21 protein-coding genes are annotated in these 22,974 nt (G+C 52.5%); 14 read left to right on the top strand and 7 right to left on the bottom strand.

From position 1 onward, the window contains the following. The first annotated feature begins 2 nt into the window (after nt 1–2). The 7 genes from Dvar_RS27835 (at nt 3) to hisF (ending at nt 5,686) form a co-directional block, all read left to right on the top strand. Nucleotides 3–353: a cupin domain-containing protein gene (locus tag Dvar_RS27835; protein ID WP_419656406.1), complete on the top strand. Its 351-nt coding sequence runs from the start codon at nt 3–5 to the stop codon at nt 351–353. Nucleotide 354: 1 nt separating this feature from the next. Further along, nucleotides 355–795: an NUDIX domain-containing protein gene (locus Dvar_RS27830; protein ID WP_419656405.1), complete on the top strand. Its 441-nt coding sequence runs from the start codon at nt 355–357 to the stop codon at nt 793–795. 104 nt (nt 796–899) lie between these two features. Continuing rightward, nucleotides 900–1,592, top strand: coding sequence for a Smr/MutS family protein (locus Dvar_RS27825; protein ID WP_419656404.1), 693 nt, complete (start codon nt 900–902; stop codon nt 1,590–1,592). A 354-nt stretch (nt 1,593–1,946) separates the two neighbouring features. Then, a complete protein-coding gene (locus tag Dvar_RS27820) occupies nt 1,947–2,411 on the top strand; it encodes an HPP family protein (RefSeq protein WP_419656402.1) in 465 nt (154 codons plus the stop codon). 10 nt (nt 2,412–2,421) lie between these two features. Then, nucleotides 2,422–3,309, top strand: coding sequence for a CBS domain-containing protein (locus Dvar_RS27815; protein WP_419656401.1), 888 nt, complete (start codon nt 2,422–2,424; stop codon nt 3,307–3,309). 273 nt (nt 3,310–3,582) lie between these two features. Then, nucleotides 3,583–3,993 (top strand): OsmC family protein, encoded by a 411-nt coding sequence (locus tag Dvar_RS27810; RefSeq protein WP_419656400.1) that lies wholly within the window; start codon nt 3,583–3,585, stop codon nt 3,991–3,993. Between the two features lie 121 nt (nt 3,994–4,114). Next, a complete protein-coding gene (gene hisF / locus Dvar_RS27805) occupies nt 4,115–5,686 on the top strand; it encodes an imidazole glycerol phosphate synthase subunit HisF (RefSeq protein WP_419656399.1) in 1,572 nt (523 codons plus the stop codon). Between the two features lie 100 nt (nt 5,687–5,786). Here hisF and Dvar_RS27800 read toward each other — a convergent pair whose 3' ends face one another. Further along, entirely contained in the window at nt 5,787–7,754 is a 1,968-nt protein-coding gene (locus Dvar_RS27800) for a HAMP domain-containing sensor histidine kinase (RefSeq protein ID WP_419656398.1), read from the bottom strand. 58 nt (nt 7,755–7,812) lie between these two features. On the opposite strand from Dvar_RS27800, the gene Dvar_RS27795 reads away from it, so the two are divergent. Then, on the top strand, nt 7,813–7,968 hold the full coding sequence (locus tag Dvar_RS27795; protein ID WP_419656397.1) for a hypothetical protein: 156 nt from the start codon (nt 7,813–7,815) through the stop codon (nt 7,966–7,968). Nucleotides 7,969–8,068: 100 nt separating this feature from the next. Here Dvar_RS27795 and Dvar_RS27790 read toward each other — a convergent pair whose 3' ends face one another. The 3 genes from Dvar_RS27790 to Dvar_RS27780 all read right to left on the bottom strand — a co-directional run bounded on the left by Dvar_RS27790 (nt 8,069) and on the right by Dvar_RS27780 (nt 10,993). Beyond that, nucleotides 8,069–9,382: an N-acetylmuramoyl-L-alanine amidase gene (locus Dvar_RS27790; protein ID WP_419656396.1), complete on the bottom strand. Its 1,314-nt coding sequence runs from the start codon at nt 9,380–9,382 to the stop codon at nt 8,069–8,071. 278 nt (nt 9,383–9,660) lie between these two features. Then, entirely contained in the window at nt 9,661–10,134 is a 474-nt protein-coding gene (locus Dvar_RS27785) for a flavin reductase family protein (protein WP_419656395.1), read from the bottom strand. Nucleotides 10,135–10,153: 19 nt separating this feature from the next. Beyond that, complete coding sequence (locus Dvar_RS27780) at nt 10,154–10,993, bottom strand: SDR family NAD(P)-dependent oxidoreductase (RefSeq protein WP_419656394.1); 840 nt, start codon at nt 10,991–10,993, stop codon at nt 10,154–10,156. Nucleotides 10,994–11,329: 336 nt separating this feature from the next. Between Dvar_RS27780 and trkA the strand changes: the two genes are divergently transcribed. Then, nucleotides 11,330–12,700, top strand: coding sequence for a Trk system potassium transporter TrkA (gene trkA, locus Dvar_RS27775; RefSeq protein ID WP_419656393.1), 1,371 nt, complete (start codon nt 11,330–11,332; stop codon nt 12,698–12,700). Between the two features lie 2 nt (nt 12,701–12,702). Here the strand turns inward: trkA and Dvar_RS27770 are convergent, their stop codons facing one another. Then, entirely contained in the window at nt 12,703–14,157 is a 1,455-nt protein-coding gene (locus tag Dvar_RS27770; RefSeq protein WP_419656392.1) for a TrkH family potassium uptake protein, read from the bottom strand. A 284-nt stretch (nt 14,158–14,441) separates the two neighbouring features. On the opposite strand from Dvar_RS27770, the gene Dvar_RS27765 reads away from it, so the two are divergent. Together Dvar_RS27765 and Dvar_RS27760 are read left to right on the top strand one after the other, a co-directional pair. Beyond that, nucleotides 14,442–15,692: a CinA family nicotinamide mononucleotide deamidase-related protein gene (locus Dvar_RS27765; protein ID WP_419656391.1), complete on the top strand. Its 1,251-nt coding sequence runs from the start codon at nt 14,442–14,444 to the stop codon at nt 15,690–15,692. A 305-nt stretch (nt 15,693–15,997) separates the two neighbouring features. Beyond that, nucleotides 15,998–17,434: a mannose-1-phosphate guanylyltransferase/mannose-6-phosphate isomerase gene (locus tag Dvar_RS27760; protein WP_419656390.1), complete on the top strand. Its 1,437-nt coding sequence runs from the start codon at nt 15,998–16,000 to the stop codon at nt 17,432–17,434. Between the two features lie 15 nt (nt 17,435–17,449). Here Dvar_RS27760 and Dvar_RS27755 read toward each other — a convergent pair whose 3' ends face one another. Continuing rightward, the gene (locus Dvar_RS27755; RefSeq protein ID WP_419656389.1) at nt 17,450–17,704 is read right to left on the bottom strand and encodes a dodecin family protein; all 255 of its coding nucleotides are present in this window, start codon (nt 17,702–17,704) and stop codon (nt 17,450–17,452) included. 628 nt (nt 17,705–18,332) lie between these two features. On the opposite strand from Dvar_RS27755, the gene Dvar_RS27750 reads away from it, so the two are divergent. From Dvar_RS27750 to Dvar_RS27740, 3 genes are all read left to right on the top strand, one after another. Further along, nucleotides 18,333–19,796, top strand: coding sequence for a PAS domain S-box protein (locus Dvar_RS27750; RefSeq protein ID WP_419656388.1), 1,464 nt, complete (start codon nt 18,333–18,335; stop codon nt 19,794–19,796). Between the two features lie 13 nt (nt 19,797–19,809). Continuing rightward, complete coding sequence (locus Dvar_RS27745; protein WP_419656387.1) at nt 19,810–21,021, top strand: aspartate kinase; 1,212 nt, start codon at nt 19,810–19,812, stop codon at nt 21,019–21,021. Nucleotides 21,022–21,119: 98 nt separating this feature from the next. After that, the gene (locus Dvar_RS27740) at nt 21,120–21,545 is read left to right on the top strand and encodes a PaaI family thioesterase (RefSeq protein ID WP_419656386.1); all 426 of its coding nucleotides are present in this window, start codon (nt 21,120–21,122) and stop codon (nt 21,543–21,545) included. Between the two features lies 1 nt (nt 21,546). Here Dvar_RS27740 and Dvar_RS27735 read toward each other — a convergent pair whose 3' ends face one another. Then, nucleotides 21,547–22,833: an aspartate aminotransferase family protein gene (locus Dvar_RS27735; RefSeq protein ID WP_419656385.1), complete on the bottom strand. Its 1,287-nt coding sequence runs from the start codon at nt 22,831–22,833 to the stop codon at nt 21,547–21,549. Nucleotides 22,834–22,974 lie beyond the last annotated feature (141 nt).

The following is a 22,974-nucleotide window of genomic DNA, read 5'->3' as shown; positions in this document are numbered from 1 at the left end:
GCATGAAAATAGCTCACTATTCACAGACAAAAGAGACGCGAATCGATAATGACCAGGTCAAAGGGGTAAGCGGCCGGGTGGTGATCGGCAAGGCTGATGGGGCCCCGAATTTTTGCATGCGCGTTTTTGAACTGGACCGGGGAGGGTGCTCGCCCAAGCACGCTCATGACTGGGAACATGAGATCTTTTTCCATGCCGGAGACGGCGAGGTCTGGCAGGACGGCCAGTGGACGCCGGTACAAGCCGGCTCTGTTGCCTTTATCCCGGGTAATGAGCCGCACCAGATCCGAAATAGCGGGGACGACAAACTGGTTTTCGTCTGCCTGATTCCCTCAGGCGCACCGGAGCTTTAAGATGAGTGGCCCTTATCGCAATCCGTTTCCCACAGTGGATATCATCATTGAGGTTGGCGGCGGGATTGTCCTGATCGAGCGCAAGAATCCACCCCATGGATGGGCCATTCCCGGTGGGTTCCTGGACTGGGGGGAATCGGTGGAAGCCTGTGCCGTTCGGGAGGCCAGGGAAGAAACCGGACTGGTGGTAACCCTCCAGGAGCTTTTTTACGTGTATTCCGATCCGGCGCGAGACCCCCGCCACCATACGGTTACCACGGTGTTTATCGCCTCGGCCAGTGGCACGCCCGTGGCTGCCGATGATGCGGCCAAGGCCGGGATATTTACCGAAAACAACCTGCCCGAACCGCTGGCCTTTGATCACGCCCGGATCCTTGACGATTACTTTGGGTACCGAAGTGGTCGGTCACGGGGCGATGTTTTTGGACAGTATTACCGCTAGCGATTTCGAACATCTAGGGTTTTCAAATAGCTGCTGACCATGTAGTATAATGACCAGATGGATAAGTGGCTGTCTATTGACTCGCTGCAACCGCAGGAGGTTCCATGAAATCCCGCCCTGCATCCTTGGAAAATCGCCCCTTTGCATCCCTGGACAAACTTCTGGAGAGGAACCAGATTCGTCTGCCCGAAGTTCATTTGCCTACACCTTCCGCCCGTCCGATGACCAAGGACGAGGAACAGGCGTTGTTTGATGCGGCCATGGCCGATGTCAGTCCCCTGCCCAGTTATAAACGAACCGTCGGCCCAATGCCCGGCCCTAAAAAAATCCCCGATCAATGCGCCGAAGAGAAGGATCCCGATGCCGAAGCGCTGGAACAACTCAAATGCCTTGTAGAGACCGGCAGCGGGTTTGTTCTTGCCCACACCGCCGAATACGTGGAAGGGGCGTGCAGCTGGATGCCGCCGGAACTGTTCAGGCGGTTGCACGGTGGTCACTTTGCCATTCAGGGGCATGTTGACCTGCATGGAATGAACGTGGAAACGGCTCAGGCCAGTTTTAACCGATTCATGCAGCGCGCGATCCAATCGGGCAAGCGGGCTGTACTGGTCGTCCATGGTCGGGGGCGCTGTTCACCAGGGCGTCCGGTATTGAAACGCAATCTGTTTAAATGGCTGACCCAGGCGCCATGGAAGCGCTGGGTCATCGCTTTTACCAGCGCCCGGTCCTGTGATGGGGGCACCGGTGCGACCTATATCCTGCTGCGTAAGGTGCCCCGGTCCGCCAAAAAACGCTAAAATGAGCAAGGGGCGCGCTGGTGGCCTTGCTTGCCTGTCAACACCGACCTTCATTCACACGACGCGGTTCTCCTGAACGCTCAAGTTAGAGACGAAAAGCTCTCCACAAGGTTGTTTTGTAAACGTGTTAAGTTTCAAGTGTTAAGTGTTGATGAACTCGTAAAAAGTGCCTGGCTCGTCATGCCGGACTTGATCCGGCATCCAGAACATATTGAAAAAACTGGATTCCGGCCTACGCCGGAATGACGCCAAAGTGGTATTTTCGACTTTCTACTGAACCGTCAAGTGCTAAGTGGTGGATCGGATCTAACGATCCATGTTGCCAAAACCGGTGTGCACACGAAAGGAGCGCCTATGAAAGCCCGCGATGTCATGACCGCGCGTTTCTGGACCCTGAAAACCGATGACAGCATTTCCCATGCCGTCAAGCGTTTCAGAGAGGCCAGCCGGGAGCAGGGCAAAAACGTATTCGGAATGATGGTCACCGATGATGACGATCATCTGGTGGGCATGCTGTCCATGTACGATATTCTGCTTTTTGTGCAACCCCGCCATGCCGGGGTCTGGGCAGAGTTGGAGGATCTGGACCAGGCCGGGATGTTTGACGATTTGCTGGGGCGGGTGAAAAATATCCGCGTGGGCGACCTGATGACTCCGGATGTGGTGACCGTCTCTCCCGATACCCACCTGATGGTCATTGTGGATTTGATGATCAAGCGTCATATCCGCCGGTTGCCGGTGGTAGATAACGGAGATGTGGTGGGGATCGTGTACATTTCGGATCTTTTTTATCACCTGCTTCGCCAATATTTGGCTTGATGAGGGTAAAATGCCAATCGCCAAAACCAGAAGCGTTCTTTCCGGTATGCGCGTCAAGGAAGCCATGCGCCGCCAGATTGTGGCCGTCGATCATGGACAAACCGCACGGTACGGTATTGCCCGCATGATCAAGTACAAGGCGGATCTGGTGCTGATCACCGACGACCGCGCCGAGCCGGCCGGAATTGTCTCCAAAACCGATATGACCGGTGCCTTTTATGCCGGCCTGCCCGTGGATACGGCCCTGGGAGACATCATGATGGGACCGCTGATCAGTTGCTTTGCAGATGATCCCCTGGAGGATGCCCTGGAAACCATGAATCTTCATGGTGTGCATCAGTTGTTCGTCAAAGGGGCGGATGCCGGTCGATTCGAGGGCTTGCTGACTTTTGGTGACATCCTGGGGCTGGTCTACCGTTACTGCCACCGCTGCCGGAAGAGTCATGCCCGCCGGATGTCTGACGGCGAAGACGCCGTTTTCCCATCAGACACATTGGTGGAAGAGGTGATGACCCCGGATGTGATGGGCTGTCGTGTCAACGATACCCTGACCCTGGTCATGGAAATGCTTTCGGCCCAACGCAAGAGTGCCGTGCTGGTCAACGATGCGGGTGATAAGCCCGCCGGTGTGATTTCCAAGACGGATCTGGTGCTGGCCTGGTACCGGGAAAATGATGCACAGACCCTGGCGGATGCTATCATGAGCGTGCCCGTGCGTTCTTGCCATCGCAAAACGACCCTGACCGATGCCATGGCCCGGATGCTGGTGGAGGACATGGGCCGGATATTTGTCCATGATTCGGATCACGGCCGTATCGTCGGCGTGCTGGCCCTTGCCGATGCGGCCAACCAGCGGTCGGGGACGTGCAAGGCCTGTGTATCCAGTCGCTTGCTATAATGGTGTTTGCCCGAAAAATAGCATCTTTCACCCGATTTCGGCGTTGGCCGGCGGAATTGAATCCTCAAAATATTTCGTATATTCCTCCGGTTCAAATCCGCCGCCCGCCTTGAACTCGGGCGAAAACTACCATTTTTCGGACAAACACACAGACTGAAAGCATCTCAGGTTCAGGGCGCAGCACATAATGGATAGAACTCCTACAGCCCTTCAGTCTAAATACCTTCAGCCTAAAAAGCTATCCCCATACCGATAAGCGAAAGGAACGATTGAATGACCGTTAACGCACAAGTCAAGTGGACAGACGGAATGCAGTTTGTGGGCCGGGCCGGAGACGGGCCGGCAGTGGTGATGGATACGCCGGAAGGGGGCAGCGGCGCCGGTCCCATGCAGCTCGTACTGATGGGCACGGCCGGGTGTACCGCCGTGGACGTGCTGACCATCTTACAGAAAAAACGCATGCACGTTACCGGGTTTGAGATTAATATTTCTGGCGAGCGGGGCGAGGAATTTCCCAAACCATACACGGACATCCATATCGAGTATGTGATTTACGGAACGGATCTCAATCCCAAAGGCATTGAGCAGGCCATTGACCTGTCAGAGAAAAAATATTGCGGGGCCATGGCTTCGTTGAATGCCAAGGTTACCCACAGCTACCGCATGGAACCGCCGCAGCCATAAGGATCATTCATTCGGTCGGCCCTGCGCTGGCGCGTCCCGGAAAAAGCGGTTGAGGCAGCCCTAAGGATGGTGTATGAGTTCAGCTTTTGTAAACGCCAATTGTAAAAGGATCAAGTGAACCATGATTACCTTGTTGGATTATGGAGCTGGAAACGTTCGCAGCGTGATCAATGCCATCGAGAAACTAGGCGAAACCGTGAGTGTGGCTGCCTCGGGTCAGGATATTGCCAATGCCGAGAAACTGCTGTTCCCGGGCGTGGGAAGCTTCGGCAGTATGATGAGCATCCTGCGGCAAAAGCAGTTTGTGGAGCCGCTGTTGGCTTTTCTGAAATCCGGTCGACCGTTTTTCGGCATTTGCCTGGGGATGCAGGCGCTGTTTGAGGGCAGCGAAGAGGCACCCGATGAAAAAGGACTGGGCATTTTCCCCGGCCGGGTAGAGCGGTTCAAGGTTGACCTGGCCGTACCGCATATCGGGTGGAACGGTATCAGCGTCAAACAGCCCACGGATCTGTTTCACGGGCTCAAGGGTGATGAAAAATTCTATTTTGTGCATTCCTACCACGTGGTCGCCGATGATCCGGCGGTGGTGCTGACCACCACTGATTACGGGTACTCGTTTGTCAGTGCCGTCCAACGCAATAATGTCCAGGGAACGCAGTTCCACCCGGAAAAAAGCGGCAACGCCGGGCTGACGCTGCTGGAGAATTTTATTCGCCAGGATCGCCCCCTTTCCGTTCCGGAAAAAAGCCCTGCACAAACCCATCTGGCCAAACGCATCATTGCCTGCCTGGATGTACGTACCAACGATCAGGGCGATCTGGTGGTCACCAAGGGTGATCAGTACGACGTGCGGGAGGCGGGCAATGTGCGCAATCTGGGAAAGCCTGTGGAACTGGCCGGCCGTTATTTCGAGGAAGGCGCCGATGAGGTGACATTTCTCAATATTACCGGTTTCAGAGATTTTCCCCTGGAAGACATGCCCATGATCCAGGTACTCAAAGGAACCAGTAAAAACGTGTTCGTGCCCTTGACCATCGGTGGGGGTATCCGGGATTTCACCGATAAAAACGGTCGCAGCTACTCCTCGCTGGAGGTCGCTGCAGAGTATTTCCGGTCCGGAGCGGACAAGGTCTCCATCGGCAGTGATGCCGTTTATATTGTCGAGGATTACCTGAAAACCGGCCGCAAAACCGGCAAAAGCGCCATCGAACAGATCTCATACGTATACGGCAATCAGGCCGTGGTGATCTCCATCGATCCCCGGCGCGTATATGTGAACGCACCGGAGGATACCGATCATCCAGTCGTGGAAACCACTATCCCCGGACCGGATGGCGAGCGTTACTGCTGGTTTCAGTGTACGGTCAAAGGGGGCCGGGAAGGGCGCGACGTGGACGCCGTGACCCTGGCCCGGGTGTGCGAAAGCCTGGGGGCCGGAGAGATTCTGCTCAACTGCATTGATCGCGACGGCACCAACATGGGCTTTGATATCGAACTGATCAACGCCGTCAAACAGGCCGTGACCATCCCGGTGATTGCCTCCAGCGGGGCCGGGTGCGAAGCCCATTTCGCCGAGGTCTTCGAGAAGACCGATGCTGAATCGGCCCTGGCCGCCGGTATTTTTCATCGTCGCGAGGTGCCCATCTCAGCGGTTAAGGAATACTTGAAGGGGAAGGTGGAAGTTCGGCTATAGGGGAAGGAAATGTAATATGTGAGCATTTTGAGACCGTTCCCAATGCCGTTAGCGGGCCTTAGACGGATTTATCAAACAGGCTCTCAGGAGATGACTTGCGTTACTTTTCAATACTCCTTTCCGCCGGCAGATGGATCGTGACAGTCGTTCCCACACCGGCGTCGCTGTCAATCCCGATGGTTCCACCATGCTGTTCGATAAGGGCCTTGCACAGGGTGAGTCCGATGCCCAGTCCACCATATTCCCGGGTATTGCTTCCGTCGGCCTGTTTGAAGGCCGAAAAGGCGGATGCCAGCGTCACCGGATCCATGCCGATACCGGTATCGGCGATGCTGACGCTGACGCCACCGTCATCGCCGACAAAGGCATTGATCTCCACCCGCCCTTCCGGTCTGCAGAATTTGACGCTATTTTCAATAATGAGAAAAAAGACTTTGCGCAGTCGTTCACCATCTGCGTAAACCATTGGAAGGTCAGGATCGCAGGTATCCGTTATCGCGATCTGTTTCTTTTTGGCATCGGGCATTGCCTGAACGCATGCCAAACGGATGACGGTCCTGATGTTCTGCGGGGCTTCGTTCAGGCGCAACCGCCCATCCGAAGACGCGGCCACATCGAGCATGTCTTCTACCAGGCGCATCAGGTGGTCGCTGTTGTCGATGATCAATTGGACCCATTCGGATTTTTTGGGATCATCACGCAGTACTTCGGCAATCAGCTTGGAAAAAACGGTGATGGCATTCAGCGGTGTTCTCAGTTCATGACTCATGGTCGAAAGAAATTCGGATTTCAGCCGCTCCGATGACTCTGCTTTCAGTTTGGCAATTTCCAGCACTTCAATGGTGCCTCTGAACCGTTTTTCAACTTCCAGGCGTTTGGTGATACTCTCACGAAACGCGGCCATTGAATCGGCCAGCTTCTGCAGTTCGGCGGTATCGATTCGGGAAGGAAGGGGTGCCTCGATATCGTCCTGGGCAAGGCACGCTAGACTATTCGTCATTTTTTCGATGGGTGCGGTGATACGCCGTGCAAGCACTAAGGATACGACGATTAACCCGACGACCGTGAGCGCGGCAATAGCGACCATTGACATGGTCATGGTCATTTGGCTTTTTTTTACCAGGGATACCATCTTGCCGGATCGGGCCAGGGCCGGTTCGATGGGAAACCCAAGACCATAAATGCTTTTCACGTCCCCCTCGAATTCGTTAAAGCGCGCACAGCCCAACATGTAAGTGATTCCACCGGCCTGATACCTGATGACGGCGTGCCCTTGCTGAATAACTTCCTCCTGTTGTGCCGTTGGCAAGGGCATGGAGGCGTCCGGAAAGCCGACGGCCACCAGGGGATCGCCATTCATGAAACTGATAAATGCGCCTTCTTGGGGTGCGATTGCTTTCTCGATTTCCGAGACGGTATGCTGTAGAAAACGTCCGTTGATCACCCACCCCAGAATATCGCCGAAATCATCTGCGATGGGGTAAAGCGTGACCGGACCGTAACTGCGCGGGTCCGGCGGCTCGATAAACGCCTGTTGCATGTCTTGGCATAGATCTGCCAGGCTGGTGAAACCATTGAAAACAATGCTGGTTTTCGAGTGGGGGAGCAGCAGCCGCTGATGAACGTATTTTCCGAGTCGACTCTTTTTGAATTGTTGCTGAAAGCCGAGATCGTTGATGTTTGGGGAAGATTTGGCCAGGATAAATCCATCACGGTCGAAGAGAATCGCGAAATCCAGATGGTTGACCTGGGTGAAACGGCTTAGAATCAGGTTCAAGGGCTCGGGTTGGTTTTTTTCCAGAAATGTCTGCAGATCCGCTCTGCTGGCCAGATGCGCCGTGGCCCGGTTGAGGTTGTCAAGGAGGTTGGTAAAAAACTGTTCCATAAACAGATGGCCGCTGTGGGCCTGCTGGGTAAGTTCCGTATGAACCCAGCGGGTCAGATAGGCCTTCTGTTGCCGGAACGTGTTTTGAAGAACCAGCCACAGGACAGCCCCGGCAAAGAACAGAGACAGCACGCTCAAGGGGATGAAGGCTGTCAGCAGCTTCCATTTTAATGGCTTCAGCATTCCTGTGTCCCGGGCCCTATAATTGTTATTCACGGCGTTGTTTTCAATAGGGGATGCCATGGCCGGACCTTATGGCAGCCATGCCATTGGGCGTGAAAACAAAATCGATAAAAGCGGCAACGATTCCCCGGCGGTGATTGGCTTTGAAAATCAGTGCCAGGACGCCATGACTCGGATAGGCCTCATCAGTTGGTTGAAGGTGATCGATGGATAGAATTTTTACATCAGCGATCAGTGCATCGGCGTAGGGGCCAAAACCGATCGTACCTAATTTTTGATTGATAACAATCTAAGGTATTGATGAATTGTTGATTCTACATAGCCGCAGGCAGAAAAACCAGTGTCCCGGCCTGAAGCCGCTTGAAATCCTTCACTTCATTGCCGCTGAGCAGTTGATTGGAGGGCAGGTAGTAAATGGTTTTCGGGTCCTTGTATTTATTCCCAGCAATATTATAGGCCGATTGTCTTTTACTCAGCTTGTAAGGCCCTTCATAGCCGATGATGAGCTTGGTCTTGGCCGGCAGATCATCCCAGTCATCGATCATCGATCCTTTGCGGATATGACCGGAGGGCAGCAGATAAATTGTGGTTTCATGGTTGTACATCGTTCCGGCCAGCGACCATGCCGTGATGCCATCTGAGATGGTTTTTACCGGTCCGTCTTCCTCCAATTCCTCGACATGATCACCCTGGTTGAGCAGAATGACCGTTTTTGCGGGGATCCGGTTCCAATCCTTGGCGGCCGCAATCTGTTGACCGGTGCGAACGCTGCCGTCGGGAAATTTATATACGGTTGTTGAACTGTCAAAATCCTCCCCGGCAATGGCCCAGGCGGAGTTGGTCTTGGAAATGATGTTGGCCTCATCAAGCTGAGCATACTGTGCAAACCGGCCATAGAACACCTTTGCCAGATCAGCATCGGCCGTGAGTCTGCCGGCGCGCACATCCGGATCATAGGGCCAGGTCGGCCCCAACCCGGCTTTGCTGCGAATGAAATTCTTCGCGCAGCGTTTGCGGCCCCGGTGGTTTTTCTTGAACCAGCGGTTGGGTCGGCCATAGGCAATTTGGCTGTGCGTCAGCACGGCACGGTCATCCAGGTGATAGACGCCTTGTAAAATATCAATCAATTTGCCGACCGATCGATACTGAGCATTGGTAATCGGTGTGTAATGATAGCCGACCAGTTCAATGCCGATGGAGACCCGGCTGATTTTGGTTTCTCCATCCCACATGCTGAGCCCCGCATGATCGGCAATAAACTGCTTGTCCATGATGCGATAAGTTCTCCCGTTGCGGGCGATGACATAATGGGTATGGCCGCCATGGGTGCAGCGTCGGCCGCCCCGAACCCATTTGCCTTTGGATACGACTCTAAGCGTTGCCTCACGTCCCAGTTCCGATGTGTGGACAATAATGTATTTGGTTTTGGACCGTTTGATTTTTTTGTATCCGGGATTCAAGCGGGGGCGGTAATCGACAATCGAGCGTTGGAACGAAGCGTGACCGGAGCGCGTCGAGGCCGCCGACAGGGATGGAAGAAGAAAGCAAAGGATGATGAGGATGGCCATGACCGATGCGAATCCTTTGCCGGTACCTTTACCTGAAGAACGAATCTGTAATAAGTCCATGACAAAACGTTTATTCACGCGATAAAGTATTTTACCGTTATCGCTGATTAACCCGATAATCCATGTGTGCCAATATTCAACAAACACAACAAAAAAGCTCAATCATACGCATTCAGCAAACCATTGCCTGTTCCTCTATTATCGCCGTTTTAAACATTATCTTAAAAAGGACCGAAATGTCAAAACCCACTGTTAAAAGCGGATAGAAATATGACGGGCTCAGTTTGCCTCACGGCATCTGATCGAATATGAAAAAAAGGTTGATGGGAAAGGATTTTTCAGCTTTTGCCCAGATAGCACCCCTCATAATCCAAGGTGCTCAGGGGAGATTTTTCTCCATTGAATTCAGCGTTTACGACTTCACCGATAAAAAGGGTGTGATTGCCCGGGGCCAGTGTCTGGGTCACCCGGCATTCCAGGCAGCCGATGCAGTCCGAAAGAACCGGACAGCCGGTGACGCCGTCGTGCCACGCGATAGAGGAGAATTTGGCCGCAGGGTCGGGGCCTTTGAAACGGGCCAACAGATCCTTTTGTGTGCTGTCCAGGCTGTGCAGGGCGAACGTCCGGCTTTGGGTGATCAAGGTATGGGAATAGCGGTTGGGGTGGACGGCCACCATGATCAGTGGCGGGTCAAAAGAGACCTGACTGACCCAGGAGGCGATCATGCCGTTGATGTCGGACCCGTTGCGGGTGGTGAGTACATAAATGCCGTAGGTCATCTGCCTCATATTGGCGATCAGGGTTTTTTCCATCTGCTACCTCCTGCTTTTATCAATACGTCAACACCATGCCACCGTCATAAAGCATGTCACCGCCTACCAGATAATTGGAAAAACGGGAAAAGCCGAAAAGGAACAGGTTGCCCACATCAATGGGTGACATCATCTCCTTTACGCGCGAGTGCCCCATCATCACCTCACGCACCACGGCCTCCTGGGAAATGCCGCGTTGCTTAGCCTGGGCGGGAATCTGATTGAGGGCCAACGGAGTTTTCACGTAACCCGTGCTGACCGTAAAGGATCTGATTTTGCCTTCGCCTTCTGCCGAAATGGATTGGCTAAGGGCTTTCAAGCCGAACTTGGTAATATTGTAGACCGGTTTGTTAAGGGTGCAGATGTGGCCGTGGACAGACGCCATATGGCCAATCACGCCAATCCCGTCCTTGTTTTTTCTGAAATGCGGGATGGTCAGTTTGGACAGCAAAAATGGGGCCCGCAGCATGATGCGCTGCATCAGATCGTATTTTTCCATGGGGAAGTTTTCAATGGCGTCGATATGCTGAAGCCCGGCAATGTTGGCCAGATAGCGGATTGCGCCCAACTGGGCGGCTTCGGCGACGGCCTTCTCAACCTCGTCATCCTGACCCAGATCCGTTTTTATGAAAACCATTCGCCCTCCCATTTCACGGGCCATTTCCTGGGTTTTCTGTCCCTCTTCGGCATTGACATCCAGTCCGACGGTCGTGAGTTGGTTGGCCGCTGCGGCCACCGACGTGGCACGGCCGATGCCGGTGCCGCAGCCGGTAACGATACAAACGTTTTCCGTGTTGAAGGCTGGATCCGACAGCTTGAGAATGTCCGCTTCACTGATGACCGGTTCGTTGATGTCCATCTCGTGCCTCCTTGTAGGATTTGCCACTTTTAAAATAGGAGATTGATCGGCTCTGACCTTCCCGGTATGGTGGTCGGAAGCGCCTGGCTGGTTCGAAACGCTCCGGCGAGTAACCGATGCGTCAGGATGGTCCTTTTGTTATCACAGCCATGACGGGTATGCAAACATCTCCTCGACCTGGTATAATAAAATGATGGTGCCAGACAACGGTTGTGCCGGTGCATTGACAACCACGGTGCCTTCCATTATTACCCAATCATGATCAACGTGACATGAAGCCTCGTGGTTGAGAGTGCGTATATGTTAAGCAAAAAGCGGCCACACACGGAAAATATATTGATACTGGGTCTCGGCGGCGTGGGGACTTATCTGGCCAAACGACTGGTTCATGAAGGCTATGCCGTCACCGCCATTGAGCCCGACGGTGAATTGATCCATCATATCGACAGTCAACTGGACGCACGCCTGATTCACGGATCAGCCATGAGCATTGATTGCTGGCGGGACGCCAATGCACCATCCATTGACGTGCTGATCGCCGTCACCAATAACGACGCTGTCAATATGCTGGCAGCCATGGTCGCTGATCGCTTTGGTATTCCCTTGAAAATCGCACGGGTACGCTCGACTGATTTTTTCAGTAATGATTCTGTGCTCAGCACCGCCGACCTGAAAATCGATCTGATCATTCATCCGGAAGAACTGGCAGCCCAGGAAATCGTCCGGCTGGTCAAGCGTACGGCCGGCATCGAGATCATCGATATCGCCGATGGCCATACCCATGTCATGGCCACCCGAATTACCAGCGATTCACCGCTGGCTAACCAGAATTTAAAAACGCTTTCCCGCACCTACAATGAATTTCCATTCCGCGTGGTGGCCATTGCCAGGGGCATCACTACGATTCTGCCGGGTGGAGACAGCACGATCCTTCCCCAGGACCACGTGCTGATCATGGCAACGCGGAGCAATCTGACCCGGTTGATGGCGCTCATCGGGGTCAAACAGCAGCGGCGGCATCGGGTGATGATCCTCGGTGGCGGGCTGGTGGGGTCACGCGTGGCTGAATTGATGGGCAGGGACGTCAAGGTGAAGATTATTGAAAAGGACGCATCCCGGGCTGCCGAGTTGTGCCATCGACTGAGTCATGTCGAAGTCCTGCAAGGCGATGGATCGGACGCCGATGCCCTCGATCTGGCCGGCTTGTGCGATATGGATACGTTCATCACCGCCACCGGGGAGAACGAAACCAACATCATGAGCTGCATGCTGGCCAAACATCTGATGACCACCCAGAACAACGATACACGCCATGGGGAGCGAAAAACCATCTCACTGGTCAACAAGGAGGAGTATCTGGTGTTGGCCGCCACCAGTGGCTCCGACATCGCCTTGAACAAAAAGGTCCTGGCGGCCAATGAAATCCTCAAGTTTATCCGCAGAGGTGAGTTGCTCTCCGTGGCCCACCTGCACGGGTTTGACGCGGAAGTGGTGGAGATCCTGGCCGCGCCAAATTCTCCCATCACCCGCATTCCCTTATCCCGCATCGATCCGTTCTTTCACGGAAAGATTCTCATCGGTGGTGTCTATCGGGACGGCCAGTGGAAAATCGCCGTGGGAGACACCCGTATTCTGCCTGACGAACGGGTGATCGTGTTCTGCAAATCGCTGCATCTTAAGGATGTGCACAAGCTTTTTTTGGGGTAGTGCTACCGTTTCCAGAAAGAGGGATAAAAAATCACTAATGCCGAGAACATTTCCAGCCGTCCCACCAGCATGTTATAGGACAGGAACCATTTGCCGGTATCGGAGATAAACGCATAATTTTCCACAGGCCCCACCCCGCCGAAACCCGGGCCGATGTTCATGAGCGTCGCGATGACCGAACTCATGGCGGTCAGGTAGTCCATGTCATCGGTGAGAACCATCACACAGCCGCCCGCCAAAATCATGAAAATATTGACGATGAAATAGCAGACCGAGAGATGAATGATGGAGTCATCCACCGGGCGTTGGTTGAGACGCACGGAGACCACCGCCATGGGTTGGAAAAAAAGCTTTTTGATGGAGGCCGACATAAATTTGCACAGCACCACATAGTGAACGATCTTGATACCGCTGGTGGTCGATCCGGCGCAAGCCCCGATAAAGCATACGGCATACAGAAACATCTGTGCCGCCTGGGGCCATTGTTCATAATCGGCGGTGGTGAAGCCGGTGGTGGTGAGCAGGCTGGTCACCTGGAATGTGCCGTAGCGGATGGCATCCATGAGACCATAGGTGTTTTCCTTCCACAGCAGCCATGAGACCATGCCGCAGAAAAAGAGCATGAAGCCGACATACCAGCGAAACTCGGTGTTAATCCATACCGATCGCCAGTTGCCGCGTACCATCTGGTAAAAGAGAACGAACGTTACGCCACCCAGAAACATGAACAGGATGATGACCCAGTCGAAATAGGCATTGTCGTAATGCCCGATGCTCGCGTTCCACGGCGAGTAACCGGAAGTGGAAACGGTGCCGAAAGCGTGACACAGCGCATCGAAAAGGGACATACCGCCGGCGCAAAGGAGCAGGGTCTCGGCCAGATTGAGCACCATGTAGATGATCCACAGGCTGATCATGGTATCGCGGTTGCGGGCATGGAATTTCTCTTTGGTAATCACCTGCCCCGGGGACGACTCCGCCCGGAAGATGCGCAATCCGCCCATGCCGTGAGGCAGGAAAATGACGGTCAGGGTCAGAAATCCCATGCCGCCCAGCAGATGCGTCTGGCTGCGCCAGAACAACAGCCCGTGGGGGACCACCTCGATATCGGTCAAAATCGTGGCCCCGCTGGTGGTGTATCCGGACATCATTTCAAAAAAGGCATCGGTGAACGAAGGGATCACCCCGTGAATCATGAAGGGCAGGGCGCTGAGGGCGGAAACCACAATCCAGCCGAAGGCGGCAATGAAAATACCGTCCTTTATTCCCAGGCTATGATGCTTTCTGAACACCCACCACAGTGGTATCCCCAAAATCGTGGTCGACAGGGCCGCAACCGACAGCGCAAAACAATCACCGTCGCCATAGATCAATGAACAGGCCAGGGGAAGCACCATGGAGATGCCCGTAACCAAAAAAAGGGTTCCGAAAACGTGAAGTATGGAAAAAAGATGCATACGCCCTTTCCATCAGGCCATGGGAGGGTACCATTGATAGCAGCGTCCATGCCATCGATTGTTGTTGCCGCTTAACGATAGCCAGCGTTGCTGTGGCATTTATAGCCTAGCTGTGGGGAAAATGCAAAATCCGCCGGATTGCCGGACATTGTTTCGTTGACAGGGACATCAGGCTGCCGTTAATGTCGGGAATTGGAACTCAGGCAGACGAAAATTACGATCATTTGATTTTTTAATGTTGGATCCGGACACAAAACATAACGCTCAACTTTGGAAAGATAGTGATGAAAGCGGAAATTCTGGCGACCGGGGACGAAATTCGTTCCGGTGCATTGGTGGACAGCAACTCGGCATACATCTCAGAGCTGCTGGAACAGCATGGGATTGAAGTGGTGCGACATACCAGCGTGGGCGATGTTATGCCCATTCTGGTGAAAACCTTGCGCGAGATCGGCGATCGGGCGGACGTGGCCGTGGTGACCGGCGGTCTGGGGCCCACGACCGACGATCTTTCGGCCGAAGCTGCCGCAAAAGCGATTGGCGTAGAGCTGGCGTTTGACTCGCGCGCGATGGAAAACGTTGCCAGTTTTTTTAAAAAAGTCAATCGTCCCATGGGTGAATCCAACCGCAAACAGGCGTTTTTGCCAACCGGTTGCAAGGTGTTGTACAATCCGGTGGGCACGGCACCTGGTTTTGCCCTGACGATCAAACGCTGCCGGTTCTTTTTCTTACCGGGCGTCCCCTATGAAATGAAGCGGATGCTGGCTGATCAGGTGATCCCGGACATGCGCGCTTTAAAGGGAGACGAACATATCCATAGCCGGGTGAGGACCATTACCACCTTTGGTCTGCCTGAATCCCTGGCCGGTGAGAAAATGGCCGGTGTGGAAGCGGCGTTTCCGGGCATCAAGTTGGGACTGCGGGCCAATTTTCCCTTGATTCAGGTAAAATTTTACAGCCGGGACGAGGATGCTGCCCGCTTGGATAAGCGTCTCGACGATGCCGGCCGGTGGGCAATCGAGCGGTTGGGGTCGGCGGTGGTCTCGGAAGCCGGTGAAAGCATGGAAGCGGTGGTGGGGCACCTGTTGACCGCCCAATCCGCGACCCTTGCGCTGGCCGAAAGCTGTACCGGCGGACTTGTGGCCAACTGGCTGACCAATGTGGCCGGCAGTTCAAACTATTTTCTCTTTTCCGGGGTGACCTACTCCAACGAGGCCAAGATGAAGGTTCTGGGCGTGCGCCAGGCAACCCTGGAGAAATATGGTGCGGTTCACGAGGAAACTGCAAGGGAGATGGCCGAAGGCGCCCGGCAGGTGGCCGGCGCCACCTATGGGCTCTCCACCAGCGGTATCGCCGGACCGGACGGAGGAACCCCGGACAAGCCGGTCGGCACGGTGTGCATCGGGGTCGCCACGCCGGATCGCGCTTTTGGCCGCCGGTTGACCTTCAGGTTCGGAAAACGACTGATGAACAAGAAAATATTTGCCGTGGCGGCGTTGGACCTTTTACGTAAAGAATTGTTAGACAAGAAATAATGGATAATTGAGAATGGAGAATGGAGAATGGAGAATGGAGAATGAATTGTGAGCGTTCGTTCAAAACCAACTAAACCAACAAACCAACTAAACCAACAAACAAACAAACCAACTCAACCAATAAACGTACAAAACTAACTGGTGTCTGTCCAGAAACAGGAAAATTTGGTCGAGATCAAGGCGCACGACAAATTTTACCACAGGTATATGGTTGATATTCCGAGGATAAAATTTTTCGCGCAACGCCGATATCGGGCAAATTAGCCATTTCTGGATGGGCACCAACTAAACCAAAAGGTTACTCCATGATACTACCCATCATTCTTGCCGGGGGCAGCGGTACCCGTCTCTGGCCGCTCTCCCGTGCCCTTTATCCAAAACAACTGATCAATCTGGTGGATGAGCATACCATGCTGCAGAATACGGTCATGCGCATTGAACGGCTGGCCGATACGATCAATCCCGTGGTCATCTGCAACGACGAATACCGATTCATGGTGGCTGAGCAGCTTCGACTGATCGGTGTCAAACCGGGTGCCGTCATTCTTGAGCCGGTTGGCCGAAACACGGCCCCGGCCATGGCGGTCGCCGCATTGTGGTCCATAAAAACCGACACCGATCCTGTGCTGTTGATACTGCCCGCCGACCACCACATTCAATATACCGATAAATTTTTGCAGACCTTGACCACCGGCTATGCATATGCCCGATCCGGCCGTCTGATTACTTTTGGTATCATTCCCGATAAGCCCGAAACCGGATATGGTTACATTAAGATGGGCAGACCTATAGACCCTATTGACTCGGTTGAAAGGGCGATGGCCATTGATGCCTTTGTGGAAAAACCGGACCTTGAAACAGCCAAGCGTTACGTGGCCTCCAAAAAGTATTGCTGGAACAGCGGCATGTTTATGTTCTCGGCTTCCAAAGCCATCGAGGAACTGGAGAAATTTGCTCCTGATATCTTAAGTGCCTGTCGGCAGGCCGTAGAAAAAGGAAAGACAGACTTGGATTTCTTTCGGCTGGATAGAGCTGCGTTTGCCGCCAGTCCCAGCGACTCCATTGATTATGCCGTCATGGAGAAAACCGACGCCGGTGCCATGGTCCCCATGGACGCCGGCTGGAATGACCTTGGGTCCTGGGAAGCCCTTTGGCAGGTGGGAGAGAAAGACACAGCCGATAATGTGGTCAAGGGCGATGTGGTCTTGCAAGATGTGAGCGAATCCTACCTGCATGCCGAAAGCCGGTTGATCGCCGCGGTGGGCATCAAGGATCACATTGTGGTGGAGACATCGGATGCGGTAATGATCTCCCCCCGTGACCGGGTTCAGGATGTCAAAAGACTCGTGGACCGACTCAAGGCACATAACCGTCTGGAAACCCAGACACACAAGCGGGTATACCGGCCATGGGGAACGGTGGACCAACTCGTCACCGGCAGTCGTTTTCAGGTCAATCGGTTAACGGTCAAGCCTGGCGGTGCCCTGTCCTTACAAAAGCATTTCAACCGTTCCGAACACTGGGTTGTGGTTCGCGGCGTCGCTTTGGTAACGAAAAAAGAAGAGCAGATTGTGTTAAGGGAAGACTACTCCATCTTTATTTCAGCAGGCACGTCGCATCGTCTGGAAAATCCGGGCAAGATCCCCCTGGAAGTCATCGAAGTCCAGACCGGTTCATATATTGGTGAGGATGACATCATCCGGATGGAGGATCTTTACGGCCGACATAAAAATGATGACTGAGCATCTGTATGTCGATTAAGGATAACTGCCCATTAATTTGTTTACACTGGCTGCGAGTTCTTGCGAATCGACCTTGAAGGATTGGCTTACCCGTGCGCGGTATAGGGTTATCTTGCCATTTTCCACACGCATATCCATCCTGGAAATATCGGCAATGCGCAAATTTCTCAGGGATTTGCCTGCTGTTTCAACAGCGTTTTTTGCCGCATCCGCCCAGGATGTCCCGCTGGCTCCGACCAATTCTATAACTTTGTAGACACTTTCACTCATCGTCGACTCCCTTTCGTTTTCCAATTGGCAGTCCTGCAGCCATTAAAAGAAATCTGTCGATGCAAGGAAGGATTCCATGTTGCATCAATAGCTGCAGCGAAAATACAAAATAAAATGGAAAAAAATCATCCGACCAGAGGAGCGTTGTTCTTAATTCGAGATATATTTCGTTATAAAATTTATAAAATGCGATGCCCTTAAGTCAAGTGTAAAAATATCTGATTTTAAATATTATCGGTATACTATCAGACATTTTAACCATTGGAAGTGTTGACACCATCCGTTTCCATGAAGATGATCGCGGTTTGATTTCCATCAATCGTTTGACTAATTCTGAAATATTGGTATGCTATTTTTATAAATGATCAAACCAACTAAAATAGTTGCGTATATTTATTGTGCGGTGGCTTATTCAAAATTGAAAATAACATATGACATGTCACATCTCTCATCGTTCACTGATTATCAATCCGCTCTCTTGTTACCCGCAGCAGACGCATTTACATTTTAGCAACGCCCCCATTCTTTCTGGCGAAACGAAGCCATTCTTTGTTGGCTGATAAGAATAAACAGCAACTGAATGGTATCTGATTTTTTATTCGATGGATCATACCATATATTGCATTTCATGAACGATACCCCACCATATGAAGAACTTAGAAAAAAAGTCGAAAGCCTGGAAGGTACGGTTCGTCAACATCTTGAGGATAAGAAAAAACTGAATGAGCAAGTGCAAGCCTGGCATGACACCGTCGATGCGCTCAATGCTGCCGTTTGGATTATTGATAAAACGTTTATTGTCCAATATACCAATACAATCACTACAAAGATGTTTAAATGCGATGAAAACCAGATCCTCGGTAAACATTGCTGGGAAATTGTGCATGGCACCGATGAGCCCATCCCCGACTGCCCCGTTTCCCATGTAAAAGAGAGCCTGAAACGTGAATCCACAGAAATTTATTTCGATAACAGGTGGTTAGAAGTTGTTGTGGATCCCATCCTCAACCCTATGGGGGCATTCTCAAAAGCGGTTCTTATTATTACGGATATCAGCGAGCGCAAGCGGACTGAAAAACGCCTGGAACGAAATGAGGCGATTTTAAATTCGGCACAGCAGCTGACAAAAATTGGCGGTTGGGAATATGATGCCAGATTGCACAAGATGTACTGGACCGATGAGTTGTATCGATTGCACGGCTTTGAACCGCAACAATTCGAATATGGGTCGGACAAGCATATAGAATTCAGTATGAACTGTTATCCCCCAAAAAACCGAAAGATCATTCGTGCCGCATTTAACAGATGTATACAGGACGGCACCCCTTACGATTTAGAATCCCAATTTACCAAAGCAACGGGTGAACGGATTTGGGTTCGAACCGCGGCTATACCGAAATATGTCGATGGTCAAATTGTAAAGATTATCGGCAATCTGATGGACATTACGGATCGTAAAAAAGCGGAGGCGCGGGCGCTGGCTGAATCAGAACGTTCAAGGATGTTTTTTAGTTCCGTTGAGGATGCCATTTTTGTGCATCCATTAAAAATGGAAGGGTTTGCTCCTTTTGTTGAAGTCAATGATATTGCCTGTAAACGATACGGTTATACCCATGCTGAATTCTTAACCCTGTCGGCTCCCGATATAACCAGAAAATCAGATTCTTTATCCCATAGAAGGGCGAGCCATCGAAAAAAGTTATTGGAAGTCGGGCACTTGGTGTTTGAAGCGGTTCATATCAAAAAGTCTGGTGAAGAATTTCCAGTTGAAATAAACTCAAATATCATCAGCCAAGGTGGAGAACCTTATATTCTTGCAGTGGTGAGAGATATTACCGAGAGAAAAAAAGCTGAAAAAGAACGTGAAAGATTGATTCGCGAGCTCAAACAATCCTTATCCAGGGTAAAGGAGCTGAGCGGGCTTCTGCCGATTTGCGCGTCATGCAAAAAGATCAGAGATGATAAAGGGTATTGGCGGCAAATCGAAGCATACATCAGCAGCCATTCGAAAGCTGAGTTCAGCCACAGTATTTGCCCTGATTGTATGAAAAAATTATACCCCGATTTCGTAAAATCAAAAGATGGAAAGTAAAGGGAATCCATCAATGACCTGTATCGTGCAGAAATATGGAGGCAGCAGCCTGGCCGACGTGGACAAGATCACGAAGGTCGCTGAAATGATTGCCAGGGTCAAACGGCAGGGCATGGATGTGGCGGTGGTGGTGTCCGCAATGGGCAAAACCACCAACCAGCTGGTCGGCATGGCCCGCAGCATATCCCCCAAACCACCCAGAAGAGAAATGGACATGCTCCTCAGCACCGGTGAGCGCATCACCATGTCCCTGCTTTGCATGGCGTTGCATCAGATGGGGGTTGAATCCGTGTCACTCACAGGATCACAGTGCGGCATCATTACCAACCATCGGCACAACGATGCGCAGGTGATCGAAGTCCGGCCGTTCAGGGTTCAGGATGAACTGGCCGATGGAAAGGTCGTCGTGGTCGGCGGCTTTCAGGGCGTCAGCTACAAAAGAGATATCACCACCTTGGGGCGCGGCGGTTCCGATACCACGGCCGTGGCCCTGGCGGCCGCCCTTGATGCCGAGCGGTGTGAAATCTACTCGGACGTCGATGGGGTCTATTCCGCTGATCCGTCGGTTGTGGCCGATGCACGGCATCTGCCGGAAGTATCGTATCCGGTGATGCAGGAGATGAGTGCGGCGGGTGCAAAAGTTCTCAACGCCCAGGCGGTGCAGTTTGCCAAAGAGAAAAAGATTGCCATCTATGCCGGCAGTACGTTTGACAGACGCAAGGAAACCATTGTGAGGAAAATCGCGCCGGGCCGGGTGGTGGGGGTTCAGGCTGTGGTCAGTGAAAAAGAGATCACCCGTCTGCGGATCAAGGGGAAAACCGCCCTGTCTGATTTTTCCTGGGTTTCCGATTTTCTCGAGGGCGAGCAGGTGCCCATCAAAGAAGTGCATTTGACCACGGCCGCGGATGATTCCAACCCGTCACGGGCCTCTTTTATTGTATCGTCGCCCAACATATACGGCTGGAATGAAATAAAAGCAAAGATCGACCAACACTTGGGTGATCGTGTTCGATTCGATACCCATTTGAGTGCGCTGTCATTGATCGGCGAGGGACTGAATCGCGACAATACCACGTTGTTAGCGGCGCTTGGCCTGTTAAAGCAGCAGGGGATTGTGATTGCCGGCGTCACGACTACCTCGTTTCGGATTTCACTGCTGATGCCCCGGGAAAACATTGATCAAAGCGTCCGGCTTTGCCATGCCAAATGGGTTGCCGACGCATGAGGGCCGTTTGAGAACTTTTGGATTACCGGCCCGGCACTTATGGGCAGAATCCGGACTTTTTTGTCAGCGGGGATCTGGTTTCCAGCTGGAGGATCGTTATGTCATCGGATTGGTTTGAGTATCTGAAGAAAGATTTTTTGCAGGGTTTTCCTGCGTTTTGCGGTTTTGAAGTCACCCGTGCGGAGTATGGTATCTTCGAAACCAGCCTGAACGTCCTTGATCAACACCGACAGCAGGACGGATTCGTGCATGCCGGCGTGATTGCCACCATGGCGGACCATACATCCGGATATGCATCGTTTACGACGGTATCAGACAAATTCCGTATTCTGACAATAGAATTTAAAATCAACTATTTCAAACCCGCTATCGGCCCGCTGATCATCTGCCGATCTGCGGTGGTCAACAATGGAAAAAAGATCAAAGTGGCCGAATCCGAGGTCTTTTCGGTTGCCGATGGAATCGAAAAACGGGTGTCCAAGGGCATGTTCACGCAGATCGCCGTGGCAGCCGAGGAGTTATAGCTTACTTCATCACTTTTTCCATCTGGGCCGCCAGAAAATCGATTTCGTCATCACTGATATTCAGGGGCGGGGAAACACGGATCGTGTGCCCGTGGCTGTCATTGATGATCAGCCCTAAATCAAGCAACTGCCGGCAGTACGCCATGGCTTTGCCGTTGTTGACTTCGATGCCGATAAAAAGTCCCTTGCCACGGACTTCTTTGATGTGCGGACTGCCCTCGGCCATTTTTAGGAGTCTGGCTTTGAGCTTTTTACCCTGTCTGGCCGCGGACTCGGCCAAGCGTTCCTCCTGCAGTACGTTAAGGGCCTCGATGCCGGCCACACAGGCCAGCGGATATCCACCAAAGGTCGATCCGTCTGACCCGATTTGAAAGGCCATATCCATCAACTTGGCATTGGTAACGAACACCGACAAGGGCACCAATCCACCGGATAGGGCTTTTCCTAAAATCAGCCCGTCCGGCACAACCCCTTCGTGCTCAAAACAAAAGTTTTTTCCTGTTCGGCCTAATCCCACCTGGATCTCATCGACCATCAACAAAAGGTCGTGACGGTCAGAGAGTTCCCTCAACCCCTTCAGGAAACCCTTCGGTGGAATCACCATCCCGCCTTCACCTTGCAACGGCTCGACCAGAATCCCGCAAGTATTGGGGGTGATCGCTTTTTCAACCGCATCCACATCGCCGAATGGTACCGACACGAACCCCGGGGTCAGCGGACCGAACCCCTGTTTGTACTTGAGAACCGTGGAGAAGGAGACCACGCTGATCATGCGGCCATGGAAATTCCGATCGAAAACGATAATCTCCTGTTTGCCGTCGGCAATCCCCTTGGATTTCCAACCGTAGTAACGCGCCATTTTGATAGCGGTTTCCACGGATTCCACACCACCGTTTTTGGGCAGGACCTTGTTGCCATGACTTCCGAACCGCGGGGCCAATTGGGGGGCAAACGTTGCCACCTTGGACAGAAACAGTGCCAGGGGGTCCGTATAGACCACATTGGAGATTACGGAACCATAACCGCCCGATAGCGCCTTGACCATGGCGTTGACGACTCTGGGATGATGGTGGCCCAGGTTGGCTGCCGAATAAGCGGCAAGACAATCCAGGTATTTTTTACCATTGACGTCCGTAATCCAGCTGCCCTTGGCCTGCCGGACGACGACATTGAGCCGCCTGTAGTGGTGGGCGCCGCTGTTTTTTTCCATTGCCATAACGGATTCATCGGTTTTGTTGGAAAAGCCGAATACAGGTGCATTGTAAAGCTGGATTGTATTTTTCAACACGATTACCCCCTTTGCTGTCTTTGGGTTTTGACGATAACGTGTCATTTCTGACGCTTATTTATGTTGCTATCTTTGTAGCAACAATAATATCATCACCTTTATTCAGGTGTCAATCTTTGCTGATTACCGCTTTCCACTTGC

This window comes from Desulfosarcina variabilis str. Montpellier (assembly GCF_048565275.1).
In the GTDB taxonomy this organism is placed as follows: Bacteria; Desulfobacterota; Desulfobacteria; order Desulfobacterales; family Desulfosarcinaceae; genus Desulfosarcina; species Desulfosarcina variabilis.
This window is presented reverse-complemented; position numbering and strand designations above follow the sequence as displayed.